At 34.7% G+C, this 24775-nt stretch carries 28 protein-coding genes and 1 pseudogene; 19 read left to right on the top strand and 10 right to left on the bottom strand.

Annotation, left to right across the window (positions count from 1 at the left end):
* Positions 1-13 precede the first annotated feature (13 nt).
* The gene (locus tag A6M55_RS05760) at positions 14-2557 is read right to left on the bottom strand and encodes a TonB-dependent receptor domain-containing protein (protein WP_064196871.1); all 2544 of its coding nucleotides are present in this window, start codon (positions 2555-2557) and stop codon (positions 14-16) included.
* A gap of 324 nt (positions 2558-2881) precedes the next feature.
* On the opposite strand from A6M55_RS05760, the gene A6M55_RS05755 reads away from it, so the two are divergent.
* Positions 2882-3940, top strand: a complete 1059-nt coding sequence (locus A6M55_RS05755; RefSeq protein WP_064196870.1) for a sensor histidine kinase — start codon at positions 2882-2884, stop codon at positions 3938-3940.
* Between the two features lie 10 nt (positions 3941-3950).
* Complete coding sequence (locus tag A6M55_RS05750; protein WP_064196869.1) at positions 3951-4718, top strand: LytTR family DNA-binding domain-containing protein; 768 nt, start codon at positions 3951-3953, stop codon at positions 4716-4718.
* Positions 4719-4842: 124 nt separating this feature from the next.
* Here the strand turns inward: A6M55_RS05750 and A6M55_RS05745 are convergent, their stop codons facing one another.
* The 8 genes from A6M55_RS05745 to A6M55_RS05710 form a co-directional block, all read right to left on the bottom strand.
* Entirely contained in the window at positions 4843-6135 is a 1293-nt protein-coding gene (locus A6M55_RS05745) for a DUF3570 domain-containing protein (RefSeq protein WP_064196868.1), read from the bottom strand.
* 84 nt (positions 6136-6219) lie between these two features.
* Positions 6220-6438: a DUF4266 domain-containing protein gene (locus A6M55_RS05740; RefSeq protein ID WP_015030385.1), complete on the bottom strand. Its 219-nt coding sequence runs from the start codon at positions 6436-6438 to the stop codon at positions 6220-6222.
* Between the two features lie 2 nt (positions 6439-6440).
* Positions 6441-7373 carry an FAD:protein FMN transferase gene (locus A6M55_RS05735; protein WP_064196867.1) on the bottom strand — a complete coding sequence of 311 codons (933 nt, stop codon included), beginning with the start codon at positions 7371-7373 and terminating at the stop codon, positions 6441-6443.
* Positions 7360-7803 (bottom strand): thioredoxin family protein, encoded by a 444-nt coding sequence (locus A6M55_RS05730; protein WP_064196866.1) that lies wholly within the window; start codon positions 7801-7803, stop codon positions 7360-7362. The genes A6M55_RS05735 and A6M55_RS05730 overlap by 14 nt, the downstream gene beginning before the upstream one ends.
* 44 nt (positions 7804-7847) lie before the next feature.
* Positions 7848-8438 (bottom strand): hypothetical protein, encoded by a 591-nt coding sequence (locus A6M55_RS05725; protein ID WP_064196865.1) that lies wholly within the window; start codon positions 8436-8438, stop codon positions 7848-7850.
* A gap of 124 nt (positions 8439-8562) precedes the next feature.
* Positions 8563-9933, bottom strand: coding sequence for a protein-disulfide reductase DsbD (locus A6M55_RS05720; RefSeq protein WP_064196864.1), 1371 nt, complete (start codon positions 9931-9933; stop codon positions 8563-8565).
* A gap of 247 nt (positions 9934-10180) precedes the next feature.
* Complete coding sequence (locus tag A6M55_RS05715; protein ID WP_015030380.1) at positions 10181-10483, bottom strand: hypothetical protein; 303 nt, start codon at positions 10481-10483, stop codon at positions 10181-10183.
* A 116-nt stretch (positions 10484-10599) separates the two neighbouring features.
* The gene (locus A6M55_RS05710; RefSeq protein ID WP_015030379.1) at positions 10600-11337 is read right to left on the bottom strand and encodes a hypothetical protein; all 738 of its coding nucleotides are present in this window, start codon (positions 11335-11337) and stop codon (positions 10600-10602) included.
* Positions 11338-11503: 166 nt separating this feature from the next.
* Between A6M55_RS05710 and A6M55_RS05705 the strand changes: the two genes are divergently transcribed.
* Entirely contained in the window at positions 11504-12109 is a 606-nt protein-coding gene (locus A6M55_RS05705) for an RNA polymerase sigma factor (RefSeq protein ID WP_064196862.1), read from the top strand.
* The gene (locus A6M55_RS05700) at positions 12099-13514 is read left to right on the top strand and encodes a hypothetical protein (RefSeq protein WP_064196861.1); all 1416 of its coding nucleotides are present in this window, start codon (positions 12099-12101) and stop codon (positions 13512-13514) included. The genes A6M55_RS05705 and A6M55_RS05700 overlap by 11 nt, the downstream gene beginning before the upstream one ends.
* Before the next feature lie 639 nt (positions 13515-14153).
* Here A6M55_RS05700 and A6M55_RS05695 read toward each other — a convergent pair.
* Positions 14154-14339: a hypothetical protein gene (locus A6M55_RS05695; protein WP_197491668.1), complete on the bottom strand. Its 186-nt coding sequence runs from the start codon at positions 14337-14339 to the stop codon at positions 14154-14156.
* A gap of 267 nt (positions 14340-14606) precedes the next feature.
* Here A6M55_RS05695 and A6M55_RS05690 point away from each other — a divergent pair, with 267 nt between their 5' ends.
* From A6M55_RS05690 to A6M55_RS05620, 15 genes and pseudogenes are all read left to right on the top strand, one after another.
* Positions 14607-15227 (top strand): LysE family transporter, encoded by a 621-nt coding sequence (locus tag A6M55_RS05690; protein ID WP_064196860.1) that lies wholly within the window; start codon positions 14607-14609, stop codon positions 15225-15227.
* Positions 15228-15301: 74 nt separating this feature from the next.
* Positions 15302-15748, top strand: a complete 447-nt coding sequence (locus tag A6M55_RS05685; RefSeq protein WP_082892937.1) for a YHS domain-containing (seleno)protein — start codon at positions 15302-15304, stop codon at positions 15746-15748.
* Between the two features lie 18 nt (positions 15749-15766).
* On the top strand, positions 15767-16228 hold the full coding sequence (locus A6M55_RS05680; protein ID WP_064196858.1) for a YHS domain-containing (seleno)protein: 462 nt from the start codon (positions 15767-15769) through the stop codon (positions 16226-16228).
* Between the two features lie 16 nt (positions 16229-16244).
* A complete protein-coding gene (locus tag A6M55_RS05675; RefSeq protein WP_015030373.1) occupies positions 16245-16646 on the top strand; it encodes a DoxX family protein in 402 nt (133 codons plus the stop codon).
* 65 nt (positions 16647-16711) lie between these two features.
* Positions 16712-17728, top strand: a complete 1017-nt coding sequence (locus A6M55_RS05670) for a hypothetical protein (RefSeq protein WP_064196857.1) — start codon at positions 16712-16714, stop codon at positions 17726-17728.
* A 162-nt stretch (positions 17729-17890) separates the two neighbouring features.
* Positions 17891-18271 (top strand): annotated as a pseudogene (locus tag A6M55_RS05665) (GNAT family N-acetyltransferase); the annotation flags it as partial.
* A gap of 146 nt (positions 18272-18417) precedes the next feature.
* Complete coding sequence (locus A6M55_RS05660; RefSeq protein WP_064196856.1) at positions 18418-19086, top strand: Crp/Fnr family transcriptional regulator; 669 nt, start codon at positions 18418-18420, stop codon at positions 19084-19086.
* A gap of 87 nt (positions 19087-19173) precedes the next feature.
* Complete coding sequence (locus A6M55_RS05655) at positions 19174-19629, top strand: DM13 domain-containing protein (protein ID WP_064196855.1); 456 nt, start codon at positions 19174-19176, stop codon at positions 19627-19629.
* Between the two features lie 96 nt (positions 19630-19725).
* Positions 19726-20457 (top strand): hypothetical protein, encoded by a 732-nt coding sequence (locus tag A6M55_RS05650; RefSeq protein ID WP_064196854.1) that lies wholly within the window; start codon positions 19726-19728, stop codon positions 20455-20457.
* Entirely contained in the window at positions 20447-20995 is a 549-nt protein-coding gene (locus A6M55_RS05645; protein WP_015030368.1) for a YceI family protein, read from the top strand. The genes A6M55_RS05650 and A6M55_RS05645 overlap by 11 nt, the downstream gene beginning before the upstream one ends.
* A gap of 1 nt (position 20996) precedes the next feature.
* On the top strand, positions 20997-21509 hold the full coding sequence (locus A6M55_RS05640; RefSeq protein ID WP_015030367.1) for a DinB family protein: 513 nt from the start codon (positions 20997-20999) through the stop codon (positions 21507-21509).
* Between the two features lie 66 nt (positions 21510-21575).
* Positions 21576-22304, top strand: a complete 729-nt coding sequence (locus tag A6M55_RS05635; RefSeq protein ID WP_064196853.1) for an NRDE family protein — start codon at positions 21576-21578, stop codon at positions 22302-22304.
* Positions 22305-22391: 87 nt separating this feature from the next.
* Positions 22392-22907 carry a hypothetical protein gene (locus A6M55_RS05630; protein ID WP_041693623.1) on the top strand — a complete coding sequence of 172 codons (516 nt, stop codon included), beginning with the start codon at positions 22392-22394 and terminating at the stop codon, positions 22905-22907.
* A gap of 53 nt (positions 22908-22960) precedes the next feature.
* On the top strand, positions 22961-23653 hold the full coding sequence (locus tag A6M55_RS05625; RefSeq protein ID WP_015030364.1) for a VIT1/CCC1 transporter family protein: 693 nt from the start codon (positions 22961-22963) through the stop codon (positions 23651-23653).
* Positions 23654-23702: 49 nt separating this feature from the next.
* The gene (locus tag A6M55_RS05620) at positions 23703-24440 is read left to right on the top strand and encodes a hypothetical protein (protein ID WP_156510989.1); all 738 of its coding nucleotides are present in this window, start codon (positions 23703-23705) and stop codon (positions 24438-24440) included.
* Positions 24441-24775 lie beyond the last annotated feature (335 nt).

The raw sequence follows: 24775 nt of genomic DNA, 5'->3' as shown, positions 1-24775 counted from the left end.
AAATAAGTCGAACTTAGTTATTATTATCACCACCAGACTTCACATCATCATTTTTAACTTTCGATTGCTTCGCTTGCGTAAACTTCATTTTACCAATCTTATAACTGAATGTTAATTTTACGTTTTGGTTATAAAGTTTATTAAACATTTCTTGATTGAATTGTGGCGTAGTTAGTGTACTTCTCATGGTCATTCCAAAGAAATTTTCTGCCGCTAAACCTAAACTTCCTTTTTTGTTAGCAAATTCTTTTCTGACACCAACAGAATACATACCCATACCACCTTGCGTTCCTTGAAGTTGTACACGGTTTCCTCTAAATCCACCAAACGCCTGCACAGCCCATCCTTTATTCAAAGAAATTTGTGATTGTAAACGTCCACTTACTACAATACCTGAATTACTGATTTTAGAAGAAAGTCCGTTCAAGCCAGTTTGTTGTCCTTCTAAGTAGTTATAGAAAATATCAACACCACCATTAATTGTCCATTTTTGAGTTAAGAAGAAGTTTCCGAAAATATTTGTTCCAAACGTTTGTTCTTTACCAATATTTTGGAAAGTAGTAATAATAGCTCCAATAACTGTATCTGAAGGCATTGAAATACGAGTAATAGAATTATTCGTTTGTCGGCCAAAAAGTGAAATATTCAGATAAGTCTTCTTTATATTAGTACTCAAGCTGAATTCAACATTATTCGAAACCTCTGGTTTTAAACTTGGATTTCCAACTGAAATACTTTGCGGGTTCGAAGCATTATAGTTTGGATTTAATTGCTGTAAACCTGGGCGTTGAATACGGTTATTATAAGCCAATTTCAAAGTCGAGGATTTCCCTACACTTTTCGAGATATTTACGCTCGGTACTAAGTTTGCATAAGCTGGAATAGTAATTTTTCCTTTTTGGTCATTGGCGTCAATAGTTGTGTACTCATAACGAGAACCTGCCTTAAAGGTCAATTTATTCTTCGTTGTATATGTATATGAGATATATCCTGCTGCAATGCTTTGGTTGTAATTTAATAAACCTGCCGGGTTACGTGCATCCGTTGAAAAAGAACCAGTTGGATTGGCGATCAAATATTGATAATCACTGTTTACTTCACGCATTACAGTTTTCAAACCAACTTCAAACATTTGATTTTGCTTGATTGGCGTTTGAAAATCTGTTTGCAATGTCATTTCATTATTAAAGTTTTTATTTAGGTTTTTCTGACGACTCACCAGTTCTTGCGAATTACCCAATAAATCGGTGAAGAAATTATTTGTCAATTTATTTTGACTAAATTGCCCTGAAACTGACCATTCTTGAGATGGTTTGAATGTTCGGATATAATCAAGATTAATATCTACGGAATTTGATAAATCACGGCTATCAACATTACGGTAGCTTGTAGAACCCAATACATTATTTGAGTATTGGTTAATCGTAAAATCTTGATTACGACTAAAATTTCGAGTACCAAAAGCAATTGAGGCTGTTAGAGATTGATTTTTAGCCAAATCATAGTCAAAGCCTAAATTATATCTTCCGAACAAACCATTGTCAAAAGCATTAGCTGATTGATTGGTAAGTGTAGAAACACCGTTTCTCAAAGTAGTTTGGTTGAGTGTTACATCTGATTTATTATAAAATGCTCTTCCAAATCCACCTAAAGTTACACCAAGTTTACCTTGGCGATAATTTCCGTTTAAACTTAAATTTGAACCGCGAATACCCACACCCGAGTCAAGATTTAAAGTAAGCCCTTGTAAAGTTGACTTTTTCAAAATAATATTAATGATACCACCCGAACCTTCAGCATCATATTTAGCTGATGGAGAAGTAATTACCTCAACAGTCTTTATTAAATCGGCAGGAATCATCTTTAAAGCATCGGCAATACTACTTGCTACAATTGTGGAAGGCTTATTATTAATCAAAACTTTGATATTCGAAGTACCACGTAATGAAACATTACCATCTAAATCTACTGAGAGCATCGGAACTTTACGAAGAATATCAGCCGCATCTCCACCGCGTGATGTGAGGTCTTTTTCTGCATTATAAACCAAACGGTCAACTTTTTCTTCAACCATTGCTTTTTCAGCAGTAACCGTAACTTCATCTAATTGCTTTACACTTTGAGAAAGTTTAATTACGCCTAAATCATTATCTTTGCCTTTCTCTACTTTCACTTCTATTGATTTATCTTTAAAACCAATAAAAGAAATTACCAAATTATATTCTCCGGCAGCTACACGATTCATAGAAAACTTACCTTTTTCATCGGCAATTGTACCATCGACAACTTTCTTAGTTTCTTTACTGTATAAGGCTACGTTAGCAAACTCAATGGCGGTAGAAACGCTTTCATCTACTATAAAACCAAATACTTTAGAATTTCCTTTTGGGGCATTTCCCTCAATATTAAAACTTGGAGCTTTTTGTGTAGTTTGTGGACGACCATTATTATCGCCTCTTTGACCACCCATTCCACCAGGACCACCGGGGCCAAACTGTGCTAAAGAAACATTCGCTGTTATTAATGAAGCACTGAATAATGCGATTAACTTTTTCATATATTTATTGATTAGACTTTTCAGATTTCTTTGTGTAAAATAATTTCTGCAACAAAGAAATAATAGAAATGTGATACTATTTTTATAAATAGATAACCTAGTTCTTCAACTCGACAACTCGGCCAATAACTCGACAATACCGAACTGCCGAATTGTTTGGTGTGATTATCGACAATTAGTGCCGACTTATAGAAAAATGACACAAAATAGCTTTAAAATGGTGAGTTGAACTTGCAAAAAATCAGTTTTTTAAGCAAACTTTGAGTATTATTTATGAATATTCAATGAGTCGTTCATCTGAGTTTAGTCTAAAACAAGGAAAAAATGCAGAATCTCAATCAACGTAGTTTATTACAAACCAATCGAATCTTGCTTTTGCATCTTTCTTTCTGGGCATTATATTATTCTTTTTTCTTTTACCAAATTACCTTTAGCCGACACGGTGAAGAACCCAACTACCTACGTGCATTTTATGATGCAACGAGTCAGATATTTTTTATGGCATTAATAAGTTATTTCAACTATTTCATTTGCCTCCCAAGGTTTTTAAAGTATAAGAATTTAGGTAGATACGTTATAGAATTTATAATACCTTTTGCCATCATCATTATTTGTCATATTTATCTCAAAAGATATATTTATCTTGAAATCAAGGAAGCAAAAGGCTTTTTATACTCTTCGAAGTTTATTACCCAACACGCCATTGGAGCCATTTTTATTGCCATTTTTATAGGAATGCTTCGATTCGTGAAAGACTGGTTTGAATTAGAAACTAAAAAGAATGAAATAGAAAACGAAAAACTTACTGCTGAGTTAAGATTCTTAAAGGCCCAAGTAAACCCACATTTTTTATTCAATACACTCAATAACCTTTATTATTTAGCGATGATAAATTCGCCAAATACTACTGAAGTAATTGAGAAACTCTCGCAAATGATGCGTTATATGCTTTATGATTCCAATCACCCGAAGGTATCATTAGCGAAGGAAATTGAATACATGAAGAATTATATAAGCCTTGAAAAACTACGATTAGATAATCAAGTGCCTATCAACTTTGAAATTGCAGGAAATCCAGATGAGGTTCAAATTGTGCCACTAATTTTTATTACTTTTCTCGAAAATGCCTTCAAACACGGTGTTAGTAATAGTTCTACTAATGCTTATGTAAACATTTCCATTAATATAGAAGGACAAGAATGTATTTATTCGGTTGAAAACAGTAAATTACCAGCGAATTTGGAGACTACCAACGAAAAATCTGGAATTGGTCTTCAAAATGTAAGCCGACGACTAGACTTAAGTTATCCAAATAAATATGATTTGGAAGTAAATGAAGATGAGAAAGATTATAAAATTGTATTGAAACTAAATTTGGCTTGATAATAAAATCATGATGCTAACTTGCATAATTATAGAAGATGAGCCACTGGCGAGAAATCTAATGGAAGCCTACGTAAATAAAGCTCCTCATCTTCAATTGTTGAAATCATTCTCAAGTTCGTTAGCAGCATTAGATTTTCTTCGTGAGAATGCGGTAGATATTTTATTTTCAGATATTCAAATGCCCGAAATTACTGGTATCACTTTACTGAAAATTCTACAAAAAAAACCACTAGTTATTCTTACAACCGCTTACTCTGAATACGCCATAGAAGGATACGAACTCGAAGTATTCGACTATTTATTGAAACCCATCAGTCTAGAACGATTTTTAAAAGCAGTTGAAAAAGCAACCATTCGTCTAACATCGGCTCAACCTGTTGTACAAGAGAAAGTTATTCAGGAAATTACGGTAAATGCTGAAAGCAGCCAATCTTTTATATTTGTAAAAGATGGAACTAAATTAGTGAAGGTTCGGCTCAATGAAATACTTTACATTGAAGGTTTAAAAGATTACGTCAGTATTCATGTGAAAGAGCGAGATACTCCCAAAGACGCTCCAACCAAGAAAATTGTCACGCTACAAACAATGAAAAGTTTAGAAGGACAACTTCCCGAAAGCCAGTTTATACGCATACATAACTCCTACATTATTGCTTTTGATGCCATTGATGCCATCGATAAAGAAAAGGTACAAATCGGAAAAGCTTTTTTACCTATAAGCGATACCTACCGCAAAGCATTCAAAGAATTTATTGAGAAGAAACAGGTTTCTTAAATTTGTCATCATTATTGCTCCTAAAAATACTCCACTTAGGCATAATTTAGGTCTATAAAGTTTTGTCTGAGAATCAGTTCAAAAATAAAAAGATACTCAGACAAAGAACTACTTTATCAAATTATCACTTAAACTTTGCACTCAAAGTAATGATATTTGCCACCATTCCATTACTTCGGTTATAGTGCCCGTAGCGAAGTTCGGCCGTATTCCAATGCTTAATTCCTAAGACGCCGTCTGGCGGAGCAATTCTTATACCTGCTCCCCAAAAAGCACTTCTAAAATCAGAAATATCGAAATCGGAAGTGTAATATGACTCTGTTAACTTGTGCGTGTTTATTGGAGCAAAATATTTTACCGCAGTTTGACTATTAAAGCGATAATGTGGTGTAACAGAAACAAATGAGGTAATTTTTATCGGAACTTCAAAGCTAAGGGTATGAGCTTTCATTCCCCAATTATCTTGATAATAACGATAGAAAGAACGAATAATGAATCTATCTCCTAAGAAATAACTTGCTCTTAAACCAACAGGGAGTTTGGCACGAGTACCCGGTAGTTTTTCTACTTTTAGTGTTCCATCAGTAAAATACACTCGGTGATATGGCGTACTCAAAAGACCCTCTTGAAAAGAAGGTTCGACAACCGCCATTACCTGTAAACGTTTATTGATAATTTGGGAAACCCCAATAGAGAGATTATATGAATTTCTACGTTTATAATCAATATTATTATCTCCTTCAGCTCCTGAACCATAACCATCAGGTCTAACCTCATAAGGTAAAATAACCGACCAAGTATCGAAAAAAGCACCCAATTTTAAGCTTAATTCTGTATTATTATCTTTTGAAGATTTCGAATAACTTAAATTTCCGCCGTAAGATTGATAATCCCATTCTGTAGAATACGAAAAACTTGCCCCAACTGTGTTATGGGTTTTATCATTTTTTCTACTCCAAGATAAAGTTGGATAAAAGTGTGTATCCGTCATTGATGCTGAAGAAATCGAACGGGGGTCAATTTTATCAGAGGAAGCAGATGAGTAATAATCAACGGATGCTTCACCAATAATTGAATTTTTGCGTCCTTTTCTATCTGTAAATGACAATTTCAAATCTATCGAATTGGCAAAGTCAATCAATTTTTCTGTACCAATTCCACCTGTAACAGCCGAGTGATTGCCATCTTGATTATAGTAAGCCGAAACAAAGTTCACCTCATCAAGTTTTAAAGTTCTAAAGCCACTTTCTGCCACTGGCTTGGAGCTTAACTTATATTTTTTACTCGAAGTTGGAATTGAACTTTTACCAGTTTCAGTATTTCTGTTCTTAAAAATATATTTAGTTTCATCATATTGGGCATGAGCTCCGCTCAAAATGCCTACGTACAAACCAATAGCTAATGTTACTTTTTTCATAGAGGATTTTGATTTATAGTCGAAAAACTATCAACGACTATTCAAATTTAAATCATTGGGTCTAATTGATGCCCTTTAGAATTATTAATTACAACCACACCCACCACCACTTTTACCACCATTTGCACCTGAAGCCCCTTCACGATAAAGATAAAAACTGGTTTCAAATTTTTCTGCTTTGCGTGCGGCCAATTCCATTTCAGAATCATTGATTCGATTTTTTTGGTATTCTTTTACTGTTACGCATGAAGCCATAGACCCAAGTAGGAAAACCATCAGTGCTAATATTTTGATTGATTTCATTCTTATAAAATATTAATGTTAGAAGATGTATATATTTGATTGTCGTCGTCGATAATAATGCAGGCAATCCCTTTCATTTGATTGATAAGTCCAAGACCAGCATCAACTCCAAGAACTGTTATGGGAGTTGCCATAGCATCAGCAAGTTCGGCATTTGGGCAAATGATGGTCACACTTTTTATTCCTGACACGGGATAACCTGTCTTTGGGTCAATCGTATGTGAGTACTTTTTCCCATCAATTATCACAAACTTTTCATAATTCCCTGAAGTAGCAACTGCCACATCGCTAATATTAAGAAATGAAAAGGCCTGATTTTGAGCATCGGGGTCAGCCACCGCAATTGTCCAAGGTTTTCCATTGGGTTGATTTCCCCAAGTAGTTAAATCACCAGCAGCATTGATAATTCCACTTTTTACTCCATTACGAATCAACAATTGTTTAGCTCTTTCAGCAGCATATCCTTTACCAATTCCTCCGAAACCAATTCTCATCCCTTTTTCTTTCAAAAACACCGTTAGATTTTGAGAATCTAAAATTACATTCCTGTAATTGATGAGTTTAATGGTTTCTTTGGCAGTTTCTGGGTCTGGTAAAGCAGTCATTGATCTATCAAAATTCCAAAATCTTTTATCAATTGAGCCGTAGGTGATATCAAAAGCTCCATCGGTCAAAACTGAAATTCTCAATGAACGCTGGATAATATCAAAAACTTCTTGGTCAACTTTTACTGGCATAATACCAGCATTAGCGTTAATCTGATTAGTTTGGCTATCATTGTTGAAGGTAGTCAAGAGTTTTTCAATTCGACTAACTTCGGCAATGGCTTCATCAATTTGCTGTTCGGCCCATTGAGCATCTTCCTCTACAACCGTAATCGTAAACCGATTACCCATCAAGCGGAGCGTCTTATGATGAACATTATTTCTTTGCATTTACAATCGACTGAATTTCTTGAATAAATGCTTCAGTTGTAATTCCTGCTGGGTAACCATCCCATTCTTTCACGACCTTTCCTTCTGAATTAAGCAACACAGTAAAAGGAAATTTACCTTCTTGATTGTATTTTTCTGCTAAAGACTCGTTTAAAGCTGTTTGCTTCTTATCCAATTGGTTTTTCTTGAGTCTCGGGAAATCAGCACGAACAAGTGCCAAATTGGTAGAAGCATAGTTCAAGAACTCCTGAGAATCAAGAATATCTCTTTTTAACTTAATACAAGGTCCACACCAATCAGAACCCGAAAAGTTTATTACAATATATTTGTGGTTTTGAATAGCATCTGCTTTTGCCTTATCGAAGTCACTTCCCCACTGTGGAGCTCCTTCAAGCAATAAAAATGTTAGAAGAATGCTTAATAATTTCATTTGTTTCTAAGTTTAAAATTTAAAAATACTCAAAAATAATAGAATTAATAGACAACGAGGGTTTTACCATCAGTTGCTACTTTATAGACTGTTAAGCCAGCTCTTCCATTGCCATTTAGTCCAGCTCCAGTTAGTGAAAATCTCGCTCCATGTGCCGTACAATACCACTCATTATTGTAATAAATAACTTGTTTCTTAGGTTCATGCGAGCATACTACCGTTGCTGCAATATAAGTATTAGCTATAGAAAGTGCCACAACAATATTACTAATAACCATATATCCGCCTACTGTCATTAGTTTGGCGTAAGTAGTTGAAGTTAAATCTAGTTTTAATTTAGTATTTGTAATTTTATTTAGTTCTTCCGTAGAAATTATTCCTGTTACATTAACTGGTGTAGTGGTTGTTCCAGTTGTGGTTGTACCTGTCGTGGTCGTACCTGTTGTTGTAGTTCCTGTATTTGATCCAGTAGTAGTAGTGCCAGTTGTTGTGTTTGTCCCCGTATTTGTAGTTCCATCGGGGGCTACCGTTAAAGCATTTACATATTTATCATCTTCTCTTACACATGAAGTGAGCAAGGTCATTAAAGCTCCACCGCTAAATCCAAGAGATTTTAAAAATTCAAAACGAGTCATAACAGTTTTAGTTTACTTAAATAATGGTTATATTTATATTACGTAATACCTTATGATAAGGTGGGGTAAAATCAAGTTTTTTTATTAAAGACGAATTTGATTTTCGATTGGTTGACAAAATATTCTATTTCTTTTTACCTTCATCCAAAAACTTCACAAAATCTTCAACACTTGAATAACCCACAGGATTTACTATCGTTTTGCCGCTGGCGTCAACTACAGCATAATAAGGTTGAGCATTATTATTGAATTTAGTAATCTCCAAATCCATATTTTTATCACCAATGGTTGTTTTCAATTCATCATCGTACGAAGATTTATAATGTTTCTCTTTGGGTAATTCTTTCTTATCATCCACATAGAGCGACGCAATTACATAATCATTTTTCAACCTCTCCAAAACTTCTGGCTTAATCCATACATTTTCTTCCATTTTACGGCAATTGGCACAAGCATATCCTGTAAAATCAACCAAAACAGGCTTATTTACTTCTTGGGCATAGGCCAAAGCATCATCAAAATCACTAAAACCAGTCAGACCATGCGGCATTGGACGAAGCTTTTCAGAAGGAACACCCGCTAATTCTGATTGATTATCTTGAGGCGGTAATATTCCTGATAATAAATCAAGTGGTTTTTCTTGAACTATCCCCGGAATCAAATAAAAAGTAAACACAAAAAACAACATACTAAAAACTACTCTCGACCAATGATACGATTTGACCTTACTATCTTTAGGTAGGCGAATAAACCCAGAAATATAAAGTGCAATTAATCCAAAAATAACAATCCAAATCATAAGAAATGTACTTCGATGCAAAAGGTTGAAGTGATAAGCTTGGTCGATATTACTTAAAAACTTTAATGCTAAAGCAAATTCTGCAAAACCCATTACGGCTTTCATTTCGTTCATCCATCCACCTGATTTTGGCATACTTTTTAACCACTGTGGAAACATAGCCAATAGGGTAAAAACTAAGCCAAATGGCAAACCAAAGGCTAGCATTCCCCAAAGCGGACGCCAAACTTCACCTTGTGCCGCTAAAATTAATAATGACCCGACAAAAGGGGCAGTACAAGAGAAAGAGACAACAACCAAAGTGAGTGCCATAAAGAAAATGCCTAACCAACCTCCACTTTCCGACATTCCATCAATTTTATTGACAAACTGATGGGGAAGAACAATTTCAAAAGCCCCCAAAAGTGATACTCCAAAAATGATAAAAATAACAAAGAAAACTAAATTTGGGAGCCAATGCGTGCTGATAAAATTAAGAAACGGGGCTCCAAATGCCATTGTTACAAATCCAATGATTGCAAAAACAAACATGATTGAAATACCATAAAACATAGCTTTACGAGCTCCGTCAGTTTGTTTCGTAAAGAAACTTACAGTCATGGGCATTATTGGATAAATACAAGGCATAAAAAGGTTGGCAACTCCTGCCAAAAATGCCACAGAAAGAAAACCGAGCAAAGACTGTTGTTCGTGCATGAGTATCTAATTATTTGAATAATTCGTTTAGGGAGCCTTTAATTTTAGCTCATAAATAATAGGGTAACAAGAGGAGAATTTGAATCAATAATCGAAGTGTTTTTTAGATTAGTATTTGCAAAAAGATTGCTTACCTGATTTAGACGAAAACATTTATTAAAATGGTTGCATGATATAGAAAAACTTCCTGAAAATTTCAGGAAATTTGACCAATCACAAAAATAAAAATATTGTTTGTGTTATTCTTTTATCCGTGCTTTGGACCTTTCTTAGGTTTATGACCAAGTGAATCTAACTTTGGTGGTTTAGTTTTCAAAGAGTCTAATTTAGGAGGTTTTACTCCGAGTGAATCTTTTGGTGGTTTATGACCTAATGAATCTCTCTTTATACCTAAAGAATCCTTCTTAGGATGCTTATGCTTAGTTGAGTCGGCGGTTGCAGCCGATTTAATATCGTTAGCAATCGAATCAGGAGAGAGTGCTTCTTTATTACAGGCAGTCATATATACAGCCGCCATAACAAAAGCAGCCACAACTACTATTTTTTTCATTGGTATAATAAATTTAGAATTAGAAATGATTTTTACAGCGAAGCTTCAATTAGTAATTACTGAAATGAATGACGTCTGGGACGTAATAAATGGTTGCACGACTAATTAAAAATTTATTAATTATCAGTTTTCTTTTTTGATTTTTTTGATAAAGCATAATCAAAAATACCAAGTTTCAATCCAACATTCGCAGAAAAACCTTTATAATCAGAACTTAATCCATTATTATCAAAAGCAAATCGGTAATTTGCCCCAACAAAAATCTTTGCAAATCGCATAAGATTTGCCTCAGCTACCACTCCTGGTTGTACTACACTATAATAATTTTTCGTAAAATTATTTCTATCAGGAAACCGTCCTTGCGTACCATTAGCGGCATTTGGGTCAAAATTTGAATCAGGCATTCCCCTATCACCACCCCTGAAGCCATCATGGTGTTCACCAAACTCACCAAAGCGAAAGGCATCACTGGCTACGCCAAACATTAATGGAAATGAAACGTGAATAGCCGCATCAGGCATTACTGTATATTCAGTTTTTAGGCCCGCAAACATTCCATTAACATTATTTTGAGTACCTCTTACAGTACTATAACCTGTGAATCCTAAAGCTAATTTTTTATTAAACTGTAACATTACAGAACCTCCTGTTAAAGAAGTAAAAGAACCACCTACTTGCCCAAACTGATACTCGGGAGCCACATACAACCCTAAATATCTGAGTTTTAGGGGTGATTTTTTTCCAGAAAAAACTGTCCGAATAGACGATTTTGTTGAGTCTTGCCCTAAAACTGGTACTGATTTTATACCAATCAACAATGCCAATACAATCATTAACTTACTCAAGCGAATCATAGGTAATATTTGTTTAAATGAGAAATAGTGTTTGATAGGCTTTACGCAACAGAAAATAAAAACGTGGGGTAAACTCAAAAAAAATGTTTTTTTTTATTTATACCCCACCATTTTTTTTAGCCTAACGTAACTACCTTTACAATACCTTTCAAACCATCTAATTACATTGTTTTTTAAGAAAAGTACATTTTCGGAAGATAATCTAGAGAGCGTAATTAAAGCTTGCATTAATAATAATAACCAAGCCCAACGTACGCTTATCAAACTTCATTTGGGGTTTGCTAAGAGTATCTGTTCAAGATATTCGAGCAATGACCAAGAAGTTGAAGAGATGGTAAATGATGGCTTTTTAAAGATTTTCAATAATCTTTCAAAATATGATGCTTCGCAACCTTTCAAAGCATGGGTTCGAACAATTATGATAAATACTGCCATTGATTATTACCGAGCAAATAAAAAATACCAATTACATGTTGCCATTGATGAAGTTGAAATTACTGATTTTGATGATGATGTCATTAGTAAACTTTCCACTGAAGAAATCATGAGTCTCGTACGCAAACTCACGCCAATGTATCGTATGGTATTTATGCTATATGTAATTGAAGGATATAAACATAAAGAAATTGCCGAACAATTAGGTATTCAAGAAGGTACTTCAAAATCGAATCTTCAAGATGCTCGCATTAAGTTACAGGAAATGATTCGTATTCATTATCCACATTTATTTGATATTTACTCATCGAGAAAAAATAAACTCAATGAACACTGATAAATTTGATGAAGCCTTTCGACGCAAGGTTGAGAGTTTTCATCCACCATTTTCCGAAAATGAAGTTGACCGAATTCAAGGGTATATTACACAACATTTGCCTCTGAGTTTTTGGCAGAGATTTGGGCATGTTTTTACCTATTCGGTAAGCACATTATTAATCGTTTCGCTTATAACTACTACTTTATATCAATTGAATGAAAATAAAATTTTACTAAATAAAATTAACGAATTAAATACCAAATTGGAGCAAAAAAAAATGCTTTCAACCACTACTATTCCGCTCAAAAAGAAAGTAATTGTTGAAAAAATTGACACAGTTTATGTTTTGAAACATATTAGAAAAGACGTTTTATTAAATGACCCACAAGAGATTAATTTTTCGGAAGGCAATCTAAGTGAGACAAAATCAAACCCAATTAGTGAAGTAGAAAATAACAATGATAATTCATTTGAAAGTATAGAGGCTACTAATGGCTCCAAGAGTAATAAAAATGAAAACAGAAAAGTAGGTATTTTTATTAAAACCCCTAAAAAAACGATTGTTAAGAGAAATATAAATTATGAGAAGGAATCTGCACAGGAGATAAGTAACCAAGGTGAATATACTCCTAAAAATAGCAACGTTACCGACAATGCAATTACTCTTGATAAACAAGCAGAAATTTCTAAACAAATCAATTTGAATGAAGTTAGAAGTAAGGGCTTCCTTCCTTTGAGCTTATCTTCCGCAACACTACTTAGAGAACCTATACTTAAATCATACGATACAAAAGCATTGGTAAAAAATAAGGAATTCAAACTGCCTTCCATCAAATTACCACCTCTCAAATATAGAATTGGAATTGGTGCCAATATGGATAACCAACAAATTGGAACTAGCATTTTGGCTGAATTTCTTTTAAGTAAAAAATGGAGTGCAAACACCGGTGCTTCTGTCAATTTCTTGGGATTTGAGCATTTCGGGAATGAAGATGAATTTAAACGAAAAACAACCAAAGATTTTAGAGAAGAGCACAAAGTAGACTTTCCTGTTGGGGTTCCAATCGAAAACATTGAAGCTCGCCAAATTCTATTCCGAATTCCATTGTATCTCAATTATAGAATAGCCCTTCGAAATGATTTCACTTTCACTTTGGGTGGCGGAACTGACTTTGATTTACATTTACAAAAACTAACCTCATTTTCGCGTCATAATTATGATGATTCGCCAAATGCCTTTTCTGAAAAAATTAAAGTAACAGCATTTAATAATTTGATGTTTTCTACAGGTATTGAGAAACGTTGGAAGAAATTTTCTTTACAGATTAGTCCATATGCAGCTTATCAATTTAAAACACTTACCTATAAACCCACAGATTGGACCTTCGGGATCAAGCTAAATAGTTTTTATCGAGTCAAATAATAATCAACTGAATGTAAAATACTAATTGGTTCGTAATTCTCTTTACAACAATTAGTATTTTATTATTCACCATACAAAACAGTCCTAAACACTACTTTTCAGATTCGATCTTTAGTAGTTTGAGCCAGTTTTGCATATCATTTTCGAGGATTTTATTGAACGTTTTTTGCAAAATACTTACTAATAAACCCTCCATACTTTCCTCTACCAAGATAATCGTTAGGTTCTCAAAGAAGTAAGAGTCCAGTTATGAATAGCAAACATGCCTAATGTCTTACCCGTCCAGCCAAATTTTTAAGTAACCTCAAAGGAATGAAAAGTCGAATGAATACTTGCTCCGCCAGTCTTCCAGTAGAAGGTTGTCCCTACTTCGAAAACACCATTTAGTTTAGGTTTCGTAATATCCGACTGCCATTTAGACCAGTCATTGATATTTATTGGTCATAATTTCCCAAACTTTATAAGTAACGGCGTTTATAATTATGCTTTTACTAAATTTTACTGGTGTGTTGTTATTAATGCTTCTCATTGAATTTTGGTTTTATGCAAAATCACTTTGATTTTGCAATGATTGAAATTTTTGTCTATTGTTCGACTCATTAAGTTCTACACAAAATCAAGGCTTGCTCTTGACAAAAATCAAGAAGTTTTCTTCAACGCTTTTTTTCGTATCCGACTAAAAGTTTCGGGAGTCATACCCAACATTGAAGCCAAATATTGTAGCGGTACTTGGTTGAAAAACTCTTTTTTGAAGGCGAATAATTGCTCGTAGTGTTCTTCGGCCGAAAGGGAAAGATGCTTCAAAATTCGTTCTTCTAAAACCATAAAACATCAGACTATAAAGAGCTTTTCGAGTTCGGTCATTTATCAGAAAAGATTGAATTGATACTAAATATAAAAATAAATCTTACCATTAGAAAGAAAATTAGGTTAAATATAACCCAGTACTATATACATTCAATACATTGTTTTTTCAAACGAGAATTTTTTAAACAAAGAACTAATAACCCATAATTTGGATAAATCAGTCAGCCACCCGACAAATCAATTTTTCAGCCATTGATACCTTTGTTGCATAAAATCAACAAAGGTATGTCTGAATCATTGGCAATATTATTATTAACTGCACTCATTAGTTTTGTAGGTTCGGTTCATCCGGGGCCAGTCAATTTGGCGGTTGTGCAAGCAACGCTTTCTCGGAATTTTAAAGCGGGTGTTTGGGTAGCCATCAGCGGCACGCTTCCTGAAATCATTTACACAATCATCGCACTCAAAAGTCAAGTTTTTTTGACCAAAAATCGAACAATTCTCGAAATTTTAGAAATAGCCATTATTCCTTTTTTCCTGATAATTGGCGTCCACAGTTTTTACTTTAGTTCAAAATCAAACAAAGAATTTAACCTAAGCAATAGGCCAAAAGAAATAATTGGTGGATTCGTCAGTGGCATTCTCAACCCTCAGTTATTGCCTTTTTGGGTAGTGGTATTGGTGTATCTTAACACTTTTTTTAGCCTAAATTCAATAAGTTCGCAAGTTTCGTTTGTGTTGGGAGCCGCTTTGGGTGCGTTTCTGATTTTATTGATTTTTGCGTATTTGGCAAAGCGTTTTCAAATCAAAATACTCGGTCTATTCCGCCGCTATTCCATCGAAAAAGTCATCGGATTATTTTTTATTTCGATGTCTGTGTTTCAAACTTTCAAAATTCTTCTCTGAATTGTCAACCAGCCGACAATTCGTTTTTTACCAATCCACCAACTTTGTGATGTAAATTTTAAATCTTTATCAAAATGAAAAACAAATTTAGTGCGATAATTTTCTTCTTTCTACTCGTTTCGAGTGGTGTTTTTGCACAAGAAAAAGCCATTTTTGTCAAAAATGGAATCGCTATCAATGGCTATGATGCCGTAGCGTATTTTACTGAAAGTAAGGCAGTTGAAGGCAAAAACGATTTTAGTTTTGAATGGAACGAAGCCAAATGGTTGTTTAGTTCACAAGCCAATTTAGATGTTTTCAAAACCAATCCAACAAAATATGCTCCGCAATACGGCGGCTTTTGTGCTTACGGCGTGAGCGAAAACCACAAATCGCCAACCGACCCAAATGCTTGGACAATTGTCGATGATAAACTTTACCTCAATTATAGCAAAAAAGTAAAAGAATTATGGTCGAAGGATATTCCGAGCCGTATTCAGAAAGCGAATGAACTTTGGCCTTCTCTCAATAAATCTAACTAACCCAAAACCATCACCAAAATGAAATTCCGATTTTTAACCTTATGCTTTTTAGTGGGATTCTCCACCCAAATTTTTGCCCAAACAGCCGTTCGAACCAAACAATTTAACCTTGAAAACGGCTTGGCGATTCAAGGCTACGACCCTGTGGCGTATTTTACACAAAACAAGGCCATTGAAGGCAACAAGCAATTCAGTGCCAATTTTGAAGGTGCAACCTACCGATTTGCCAGTGCAGCCAACAAAGATGTATTTTTGAAAGACCCTAAAAAGTATGAACCACAATACGGTGGTTGGTGTGCGTATGCGATGGGAGCCACGGGCGAAAAAGTAGAAATCGACCCCGAAACTTTCAAGATTTTGAATGGAAAACTCTACCTTTTTTATCATTCTTGGGCAAATAATACATTGCCAAAATGGAATAAAGATGAAGTAAATCTTAAATCGAAAGCCGATAAGAGTTGGATGAATATTTTTCACTAATTTAACCCAAAACACAATGAACCTTTCTAAAATAAGCTCTTGGATTTTACGAATCGTTGCCGCTGTGATTCTTTTACAAACACTTTATTTCAAATTTACAGCTCACCCTGAGTCGGTTGAGTTGTTTAGCAAACTCGGCGTTGAACCGTGGGGAAGAATCGGAACGGGTGTTTTGGAGTTGATTACTGGTATTTTATTACTCATTCCTGCTACGGCCTTTATTGGTGGATTTCTCGGTATGGGACTCATGTTTGGAGCAATTGCTTCGCATTTATTTGTCATCGGAATCGAGTCGAAAGGCGATGGCGGTCAGCTTTTTATGTTGGCTATTATAGTATTAATTTGTTCGATTTTTATTCAAATTATTCACCAAAACGAAGGGAAAAGGCTTATGCAGAAGTACTTTCCTAAAATATAAAATGAGAATTTTTCGAGTTATTCGGAGTATTCGAGAAATTCCATTCAATTAATAAAAATAAATTCATGAAAATTCCTCTTTCAATTATTAAAATCTTCAATTACGAATACTGGCCTTGGTGGGTTTTCTACCTACCAATGGCTCCATATTGGCTTTATTTATCGGCTAAAACTCGTTCGCTTACTTTTTTCACTGCCGTAAATCCGGGAATCGAGGCGGGCGGTTTTTATGGTGAAAGTAAAATTGACATTCTGAAAAATATCAATTCTCAATATTTGCCCAAAACTGTTTTCGTTGATAAAATACAAGATTTTGAAAAAGCCATTAAACAATTAGAAATCAATCAGTTGACTTTTCCATTAATCGCAAAACCCAATATTGGCGAAAGAGGGACAAATGTCGCAAAAATCGAATCATTGGAGCAATTAAAGGTCTATCATTCACAAACACCCGAAGATTACATCATTCAAGAATTCATCACGTATCCCATTGAATTTGGCGTACTTTTTAGTCGCTTGCCCAATCAATCACGTGGCAAAGTTTCGTCATTGACGATGAAGGAACTTTTGACTATCACAGGCGATGGGAAATCAACGATTAGAGAATTGATAGAGCAATCTACCCGAGCCAGATTTCAGTTGGAAGTCTTAGAAGCAAAGTTAGGCGAAGGCATGAATGAAGTTTTACCGAAAGATGAAAAACGACTCCTCGAACCCATCGGAAATCATTGCCGAGGCACAAAGTTTATCAATGCAAATTGGATAATCAACGAAAAATTAGACGAGGTTTTCAGCAAAATTGCCGAAAGCTTTGAGGGTTTTTATTACGGTCGTTTCGATATGAAAGTGGCAAGTATCGAAGATTTGTACAGAGGCGAAAACATCAGAATCTTGGAACTCAATGGCGTTAGCTCCGACCCCGGACATATCTACGACCCCAACTACCGACTTTGGCAAGCCTACCTAGATTTACGTTGGCATTGGAAACGTACGGCCGAAATCAGTATTCAAAATCAAAAAAGAGGTTTTTCACCTTTACCTTTCAGTGAAGTTTGGGCAATAATTAAGAAACATTTTTTGTAGGGAACTGAATGTTTTCACAGTCAGTAATTCACAACATGAAAAAAGTATAGAAAATAGATTTAGTAAGGAGACAATGAAAGATAATATAATTAGAAAAGTACAAATTAAAGACCTAAAAGGCTCAAAGAAGTTTTAGATTCAAGTGAACTATTCCCATCTGAATATCTTGACGATATGATTTCAGATTATTTTAATAATACGGAGACTGAAGAAATCTGGTTCACATGTATCGAAAATAATAAACCCATAGCGATTGGCTATTGTGCCCCAGAAAAGCTAACAAACGGAACATATAATCTCTATGCAATTGCAGTCAGAAAGGAGTTTCAAGGTCAAGGGATTGGTCATAAAATGATGCACTTTATAGAAGATTTGCTCTTAAAGAATGGTAAAAGAGTATTGATTGTTGAGACTTCAAGTATTGACCAATATACATTAACACGAAAATTTTATCACAAACTTGGCTATCGTCAAGAGGCTGTTATCAAAGATTTTTGGGATGATGGCGAGGATAAAGTAATATTTTGGAAGAAATTGTGCTGAAAATAAGTAATTGAATATAGTAAATATTATAATAATGATGTTTAAATTGATACTTTAGGAATCTTTGGTATCAATTTCTATTTTTTTAATACAAATATTTGTTCAAACCTTTTTTGTATATTTGATAGTACTACCTAAAAATACTGATGAACCTCGACACAAAATATTGGTACCTCAGAGACCACAAACTTTTTGATGTACTTTCTTCCACAGAATTGAAATCAATCTGTATGATTACCAATTTCAAATCGGCGAAGAAAGGCGAAATTATTTTGTTTTCGCACGATGAAAACACAAGAGTTTATTTCTTGAAAAAAGGCACATTGAAAATTGTAGAAATCGACGAAAAAGGCAACGAAATTGTTAAAGACATTATCCAAAAAGGCGATATTTTTGGCGAATTTACCTTGACCGAAACGCAGTCTGATGAATATGCAGTAGCCGTTTCGGATAATGTGATTTGTTGCAGTTTTAAGATGGATGATTTTGAAAAACTTTTAGAGAAAAATCCTCAATTGGGGCTTTCTTACACGAAATGGATGGGTTTTAGGTTTAAAAGACTACAAAATCGTTACTCAAATTTGATGTTTAAAGATGTTCGTACACGCTTCAAAAGTTTTTTAGACGAGTGGGCAGCAAAAGAAGGCACGGCGTCGGCCAATGAGGTTATACTAACAAATTACCTTACGCATCAAGACATCGCCAGTTTGATTTGTAGTACTCGTCAGACGGTTACACAACTATTCAACGAGTTCAAAGAAAAAGGTATTTTAGATTACTCACGCACCGAAATTATTTTGAAAAAAGCCGCCTAATATTTTCATAGATTTTTTGTTTAGGTCGTCCAGCCGACAATCCAATTTTCAGCCAACGCTGATATTTGTATTGTAAAACAAAAAACTATGAAAACAATCATCGCTCTTATTGCCGCTGTGTTTTTGGCTGGATGCCAGAAAGACGATATTCTCGAAAATACTGATACAAATTTTACCACCAACTCAATAGTCAATAACATGACCACGCAAACGAATTTTAACACAGCTGGTCAGACACTTGTACTACAAGGGAACTTCGAAAGTGCCGTTCACGCTACGTCGGGAATTGTAAAAATCTACGAAGATAAAGACAAAAAACGCACTCTGGTTTTTGAAAATTTTAAGACCGATGCTGGTCCTGATTTAAGGATTTACCTCGCCGAAGACCGCTCGGTTACCAATTTCATTCAGATAAGCGATAAAGTACAAAATGGTAATCTTTCCTTGGCAATACCTACTAATGCCGATTTGAAAAAACAAAATCACGTACTGATTTGGTGCCGACAATTTTCGGTTTTGTTCGGCTTTGCGGCTTTGAAGTGAGGTACGTTTACCTCATCCCCAGCCCTTCTCCTCAAGGAGAAGGGAGCAAAAGCAAAACCAACAGTAACAAACTAATCATTTTTGAAAAGCACTAACATGAAAAAAACACTCATATTATTATTAATAAGTAGCTCATTATCAGCACAATATCAGTACACCAAAACCCAAAGAAATCTCGATTTGGCTCTTGCCTTTGGAACAGCAGCTTCGCCTTCGATTTCTTATCAAAAACTCTACGGAATCGGTAAATCTGACCGTTTTAAAATTGGTTGGGGTGTACGTCTAAATACATTTTTTAGCGGACAGCAAAACTACATTACTGCACCAGCAAATCTGACTTCGGGTACGCAAAGCATTGTGGCTTTGTTTACCGAAAACATTGCCAGCAACCTAGATACACTACAACTAACCAAATCGGCTTTGGGTAGTTTAAATGGCAAAGTTGTGCTACAATACAGTTTCCGAAAACTCGATGTTGGGTTCAATATTGATGCCGTAGGATTCTCGTTTGGCAAAAAACAATCGGGTAAATTTGTGGCAAATGAGTCAAAATCGCTCAATAATTCTACTCAAACTGCCAAACCAACGCCATTTAATCTTTTGCTGATTAGCGATAGCGACATTGGAAGTTTGAACTCAGAATTATATTTTCGGTATTGGGTAAATGACCGTTTTGGGGTGCGTGCAGGAGCGAGTTTTCAGTTTTTGGAATACACAACCGACAAAGTATTAACCTTTGAAAACGACCGTTTTCGCCACAAATCCTTGCTCCCGTTTGTAGCTATCACTTATTCACCATTTAAAAAGATTTACAAAGATGCTCGCTAAGTTATCGAAAAGTATTCTTCTGTTGTTTGTCATCGTGCAAGCCACATTGAGCCACGCCCAAAATTGGAAGCCCACGACCGCGGCCGTAACATTCAATATAAAACACGCATTGGGCTCTACTGCCGATGGTTCTTTCAAAGGTTTTTCGGGAACGGTGGTTTTCGATGCCAATAATCTTGCGGGTTCTGCACTAAAGGCAAGTATTGACACCAAAACCATTGATACAGGTCTGGGGCTTCGTGATAAAACCCTCAAAGGTAGCGATTACTTTGATGTAGAAAAATACCCGAAAATCTCGATGGTTTCGACCAAAATTGAAAAGGGAACAAAAGAAAACGAATACATCAGCTATTTTAATCTGACGATTAAGAAAACGACAAAAAATGTAAAAATTCCTTTCACTTTTATCCAAAATGGCACAAATGCCCAACTGAAAAGCAACTTTCAAGTCAATAGATTAGAGTATGAGGTTGGAGAAAAAAGCTCGCTTTTGGGCAATGTTGCCACGGTTTCTATCACTTTAAACGTTCAACAATAAAATGACTATAAATGCCTCCCTCTCAGTTCTTAACCAATTAAATGACCTACTTTCACAACTAAAACCGATTGAATATACCCAAAAACTATCGGTTTTTAATGGAAGTAGCATCGGGCAACACGTGCGGCACACGGTAGAGTTTTTTCAGTGTTTACTCGAAGGTTTCGACACTGGTACGATTGATTACGATGCAAGAAAACGGAATATACTCATCGAAACCGACTTAAATTATACGCTCACATTGGTTGAAATGATTCAGCAAAAAATCAAAGGTATTTCTAATACTTATTCGCCAATTCAGCTCAGAGTTAGATACGGAGAAATTGATTTTGAGCTAATAGAAACCAATTTTATGCGTGAATTAGTCTATCTCATCGAACACTCAATTCATCATTTTGCCTTAATTCGAATTGGGATTCAGGAGAATTTCAAACAAGTAACTATCGAAACAAATTTCGGTGTGGCATATTCTACAATAAAATTCAAAGAAAAAATCACTGTATATAGTAATTAAATTATCATTTCCCTACCCAATCATTTATTTTTATACGGTTATTTAATAATCTTAAATTATAGCCAAATGTGTGTTCTGACTTATATTCCGACCAAAAATAACGGATTTATCCTCACCTCAAACCGAGATGAAGCAGTTTCTCGTGAACCAGCTATACCACCACGAAAATATAACCTCCACGGACAAAATGTTTTCTTTCCAAAAGACCCCAAAGGTGGTGGTACTTGGATAGCAAGTAGTGGCGAAATTACGCTTTGTTTGTTGAATGGTGGAATTGAGAAACATATCTCCAAACCGCCATATAGACAAAGTAGAGGTAAGGTAGTTCTAGATTATTTTGAGTATCAAAATATAAACGACTTTGTAAATCGTTATTTTTTTGAAGGAATAGAGCCTTTTACACTTATAGTGATTGAAAACAACCAAGAAATAAATATTCATGAATTAAGATGGAGCGGAGAAAGAATATATTTATCACAAATAGATAATACCAAACCACGTATCTGGTCGTCGGTTACGTTATATAGTCCTCAAATAATTAAACAAAGAGAAGAGTGGTTTAAATATTATTCTTCTCTTGAAAAAGAACCAAACTCTTTATCAATATTAGACTTCCATCATACAGGAGGAAGTACCGATAGTAGAAATGCAATCAAAATGAATCGTGATGATACACTTAAAACCATTTCTATCACTCAGTTTATCATTAACGAATTTGATTTTACCATTTCTTACCAAGACCTTCAAGCTAAAACCACCTTCATGTATCGTGTATTTAGAGAACTTACCTCATGATACTTTATCAAAAATCTTCGATAAATTAGATAAAATTTCAAGAATTTGAGTTTTATTTACATAAAAATTAGTCAACTAATCATTAGTATGAAAAATCTTAATATAAAACATTATTTGCTTATACTTGGGTGCTTACTAGCTTCATTTATTGAAACTAATGCCCAATATTATGGTGGTGGTGGATATGGAGGGTATGGAGGATACGGCGGATATTATAACAGAGGATACAACAATGCCTTCAACAATCCAAGTTTTAATAATGGCAAACCTAAGCCGCCACCAGACCCAGATGAAGTAGCTAAAGAAGAAACTCGAGTCATGGTTAAAAAACTAAAATTAACCGATGAACAAGAAATTCTGATTTCTTCGCTTAATGAAGATTATGCTTACCAGAGAAAAGGTTTGTATGAACTTCTTAAAAAAGAATTTGGTAATTCACAACCTACTCCGGCTCAAGTGGATGCTGCAAGAGAAAAAATGAATGCTTTGGAAGCAAAAAAGGATAAAGAACTTGAAAAGATTTTAACTCCCGAACAATTTCAAACATATCAAGAGATGAAAGAAAAGAGTCAGAAAGCGAATAAAGGAAAAAATAATCATTAAAAATAAAAGATTTTCAGAAAAGCCCTATTTTTGTTTAAAATAAGGCTTTTTTTATGCACGAACATCATCACGAAGAACACTTAGGTAGTTCTGAATTTATCACTGATATTGTCATCGGAATGTCTGATGGTCTAACTGTTCCATTTGCTTTAGCTGCAGGTCTCAGTGGTGCGGTTCACACAAACGATATCGTCGTTACAGCGGGTATCGCTGAAATAGTTGCTGGTTCTATTGCCATGGGCTTGGGTGGTTATTTAGCTGGAAGAACTGAAATAGAACACTATGAGTCTGAACTTAAACGTGAATATGAGGAAGTTGAACGCGTTCCAGAACGTGAAAAGCAAGAAGTGCGTGATGTTTTTGCTGAATATGGCCTAAGCAAACACCTTCAAGATGAAATTGCCGATGAACTTGCGAAGGATAAGAAAAAATGGGTTGATTTCATGATGAAATTTGAGCTAGGGCTCGAACAACCCAACCAACACAGAGCAACCAAAAGTGCAGCAACCATAGGCATTTCATACATTATTGGAGGACTTATCCCACTTTCACCTTATTTCTTTACAACAAACCCAATTGATGGCTTAAAATATTCTTGTATAGCAACATTAATTTGTTTATTTGTGTTTGGATACTTTAAGAGTAAAGTAACTGGGCAACCTCCATTCATTGGTGCTTTAAAGGTTACTACTATTGGAGCAATTGCAGCAGCTGCAGCCTTTTTTGTAGCAAAAGCTCTTGAATAAAATATCTACCAACCAAAACACGTTAAATGGTTTGACTGAAAAAACCTTTGTGATAAAAAGACTACAAAAATATAGTATCCAAAACAAAAGACAAACTCTATATTTGGGGTTTTTGTTTTTATCGTTGAGTTATTCTACTTCTATTGGACAGACTCTTGATTCGGTCATTGTTAGGTTCCCCGATTCTCTTCGTGCAAGGTTAAGTTACACCATAAACTGGGACGCAAGAAGTTCAATAATTAGAGAAAAAAGAGTAAACATCTGGGGCGTAAATACAGGAATAATTGTAGGAAAAAAACGCCATCAAGTAACTTTTGGATATTATTGGCTCAACTTCAATTCGTATCAGAGATTAATTGATTTAAGAAAAAGAGCAGCTAAAAGAGTAAATTTAGACTATTATACGAAAACTGATTTATACTTTTTTAGTCTAATGCACTGGCAAAATTTTATTAATAATAAAAGATGGCAAGTAAGCATGCCCATTGAAATTGGCATTGGTGCAACAAAAAGTCAAAATGTAAATATTTTTGATGAAATTCAGATTTGGAGAAGAAAAGATTATTTCATGCCAATTCAGGCTGGCCTTTATGTAGGATGGAAAGCCACGCGTTGGGGAGGTCTTTCAGTACAAGGCGGCTATCGTTTTGCTCTTTACAGTAAAAATTTTCCTGAAAGCTATAATGGGCTTTACTATAGCTGGGGGGCCAATATGCGACTAGCAATTCTAAGCGATTTATATAATTGGGTAATAAAAAATAAAAAACCAAGAAATATTATCAACTAATTTTAGTAAACCTATTTTTGAATAACAAATTTCCCTACCTTTGCTTAAGGTGAAACAAACCACAACCCTTCCAAACATGATTCTAAAAAAAGGGGTATTTAGAAGATATATTTTTTGGGGTTTCACGAAAATTTATTTCTAAGTTTTTCACAAATAATCAAAAAAATAAAAAAAATATTTGTATCAACATACAATTTTGTTTTATCTTTGAATCAAAATTAGAAAACGCAAATATTTTCATAATTTATTGCAACCATTGGCAAGGCAATTCTGTTATTCATATAGAAATAAAATATTAAAGATAAAAGTTGTGTGGATTTAGTAGCGGGAAAGGC

Source organism: Emticicia sp. MM (genome assembly GCF_001649495.1).
Note: the sequence above shows the minus strand (reverse complement) of the source record. Positions and strands in the feature narration are given on the sequence as shown.

What these genes read in the sequence shown, in the direction of transcription:
- A6M55_RS05760 (WP_064196871.1), bottom strand. Translation starts at nt 2,557, where the DNA reads ATGAAAAAGTTAATCGCATTATTCAGTGCTTCATTAATAACAGCGAAT.
- A6M55_RS05755 (WP_064196870.1), top strand. Translation starts at nt 2,882, where the DNA reads ATGCAGAATCTCAATCAACGTAGTTTATTACAAACCAATCGAATCTTG.
- A6M55_RS05750 (WP_064196869.1), top strand. Translation starts at nt 3,951, where the DNA reads ATGATGCTAACTTGCATAATTATAGAAGATGAGCCACTGGCGAGAAAT.
- A6M55_RS05745 (WP_064196868.1), bottom strand. Translation starts at nt 6,135, where the DNA reads ATGAAAAAAGTAACATTAGCTATTGGTTTGTACGTAGGCATTTTGAGC.
- A6M55_RS05740 (WP_015030385.1), bottom strand. Translation starts at nt 6,438, where the DNA reads ATGAAATCAATCAAAATATTAGCACTGATGGTTTTCCTACTTGGGTCT.
- A6M55_RS05735 (WP_064196867.1), bottom strand. Translation starts at nt 7,373, where the DNA reads ATGCAAAGAAATAATGTTCATCATAAGACGCTCCGCTTGATGGGTAAT.
- A6M55_RS05730 (WP_064196866.1), bottom strand. Translation starts at nt 7,803, where the DNA reads ATGAAATTATTAAGCATTCTTCTAACATTTTTATTGCTTGAAGGAGCT.
- A6M55_RS05725 (WP_064196865.1), bottom strand. Translation starts at nt 8,438, where the DNA reads ATGACTCGTTTTGAATTTTTAAAATCTCTTGGATTTAGCGGTGGAGCT.
- A6M55_RS05720 (WP_064196864.1), bottom strand. Translation starts at nt 9,933, where the DNA reads ATGCACGAACAACAGTCTTTGCTCGGTTTTCTTTCTGTGGCATTTTTG.
- A6M55_RS05715 (WP_015030380.1), bottom strand. Translation starts at nt 10,483, where the DNA reads ATGAAAAAAATAGTAGTTGTGGCTGCTTTTGTTATGGCGGCTGTATAT.
- A6M55_RS05710 (WP_015030379.1), bottom strand. Translation starts at nt 11,337, where the DNA reads ATGATTCGCTTGAGTAAGTTAATGATTGTATTGGCATTGTTGATTGGT.
- A6M55_RS05700 (WP_064196861.1), top strand. Translation starts at nt 12,099, where the DNA reads ATGAACACTGATAAATTTGATGAAGCCTTTCGACGCAAGGTTGAGAGT.
- A6M55_RS05695 (WP_197491668.1), bottom strand. Translation starts at nt 14,339, where the DNA reads ATGGTTTTAGAAGAACGAATTTTGAAGCATCTTTCCCTTTCGGCCGAA.
- A6M55_RS05690 (WP_064196860.1), top strand. Translation starts at nt 14,607, where the DNA reads ATGTCTGAATCATTGGCAATATTATTATTAACTGCACTCATTAGTTTT.
- A6M55_RS05685 (WP_082892937.1), top strand. Translation starts at nt 15,302, where the DNA reads ATGAAAAACAAATTTAGTGCGATAATTTTCTTCTTTCTACTCGTTTCG.
- A6M55_RS05680 (WP_064196858.1), top strand. Translation starts at nt 15,767, where the DNA reads ATGAAATTCCGATTTTTAACCTTATGCTTTTTAGTGGGATTCTCCACC.
- A6M55_RS05675 (WP_015030373.1), top strand. Translation starts at nt 16,245, where the DNA reads ATGAACCTTTCTAAAATAAGCTCTTGGATTTTACGAATCGTTGCCGCT.
- A6M55_RS05670 (WP_064196857.1), top strand. Translation starts at nt 16,712, where the DNA reads ATGAAAATTCCTCTTTCAATTATTAAAATCTTCAATTACGAATACTGG.
- A6M55_RS05660 (WP_064196856.1), top strand. Translation starts at nt 18,418, where the DNA reads ATGAACCTCGACACAAAATATTGGTACCTCAGAGACCACAAACTTTTT.
- A6M55_RS05655 (WP_064196855.1), top strand. Translation starts at nt 19,174, where the DNA reads ATGAAAACAATCATCGCTCTTATTGCCGCTGTGTTTTTGGCTGGATGC.
- A6M55_RS05650 (WP_064196854.1), top strand. Translation starts at nt 19,726, where the DNA reads ATGAAAAAAACACTCATATTATTATTAATAAGTAGCTCATTATCAGCA.
- A6M55_RS05645 (WP_015030368.1), top strand. Translation starts at nt 20,447, where the DNA reads ATGCTCGCTAAGTTATCGAAAAGTATTCTTCTGTTGTTTGTCATCGTG.
- A6M55_RS05640 (WP_015030367.1), top strand. Translation starts at nt 20,997, where the DNA reads ATGACTATAAATGCCTCCCTCTCAGTTCTTAACCAATTAAATGACCTA.
- A6M55_RS05635 (WP_064196853.1), top strand. Translation starts at nt 21,576, where the DNA reads ATGTGTGTTCTGACTTATATTCCGACCAAAAATAACGGATTTATCCTC.
- A6M55_RS05630 (WP_041693623.1), top strand. Translation starts at nt 22,392, where the DNA reads ATGAAAAATCTTAATATAAAACATTATTTGCTTATACTTGGGTGCTTA.
- A6M55_RS05625 (WP_015030364.1), top strand. Translation starts at nt 22,961, where the DNA reads ATGCACGAACATCATCACGAAGAACACTTAGGTAGTTCTGAATTTATC.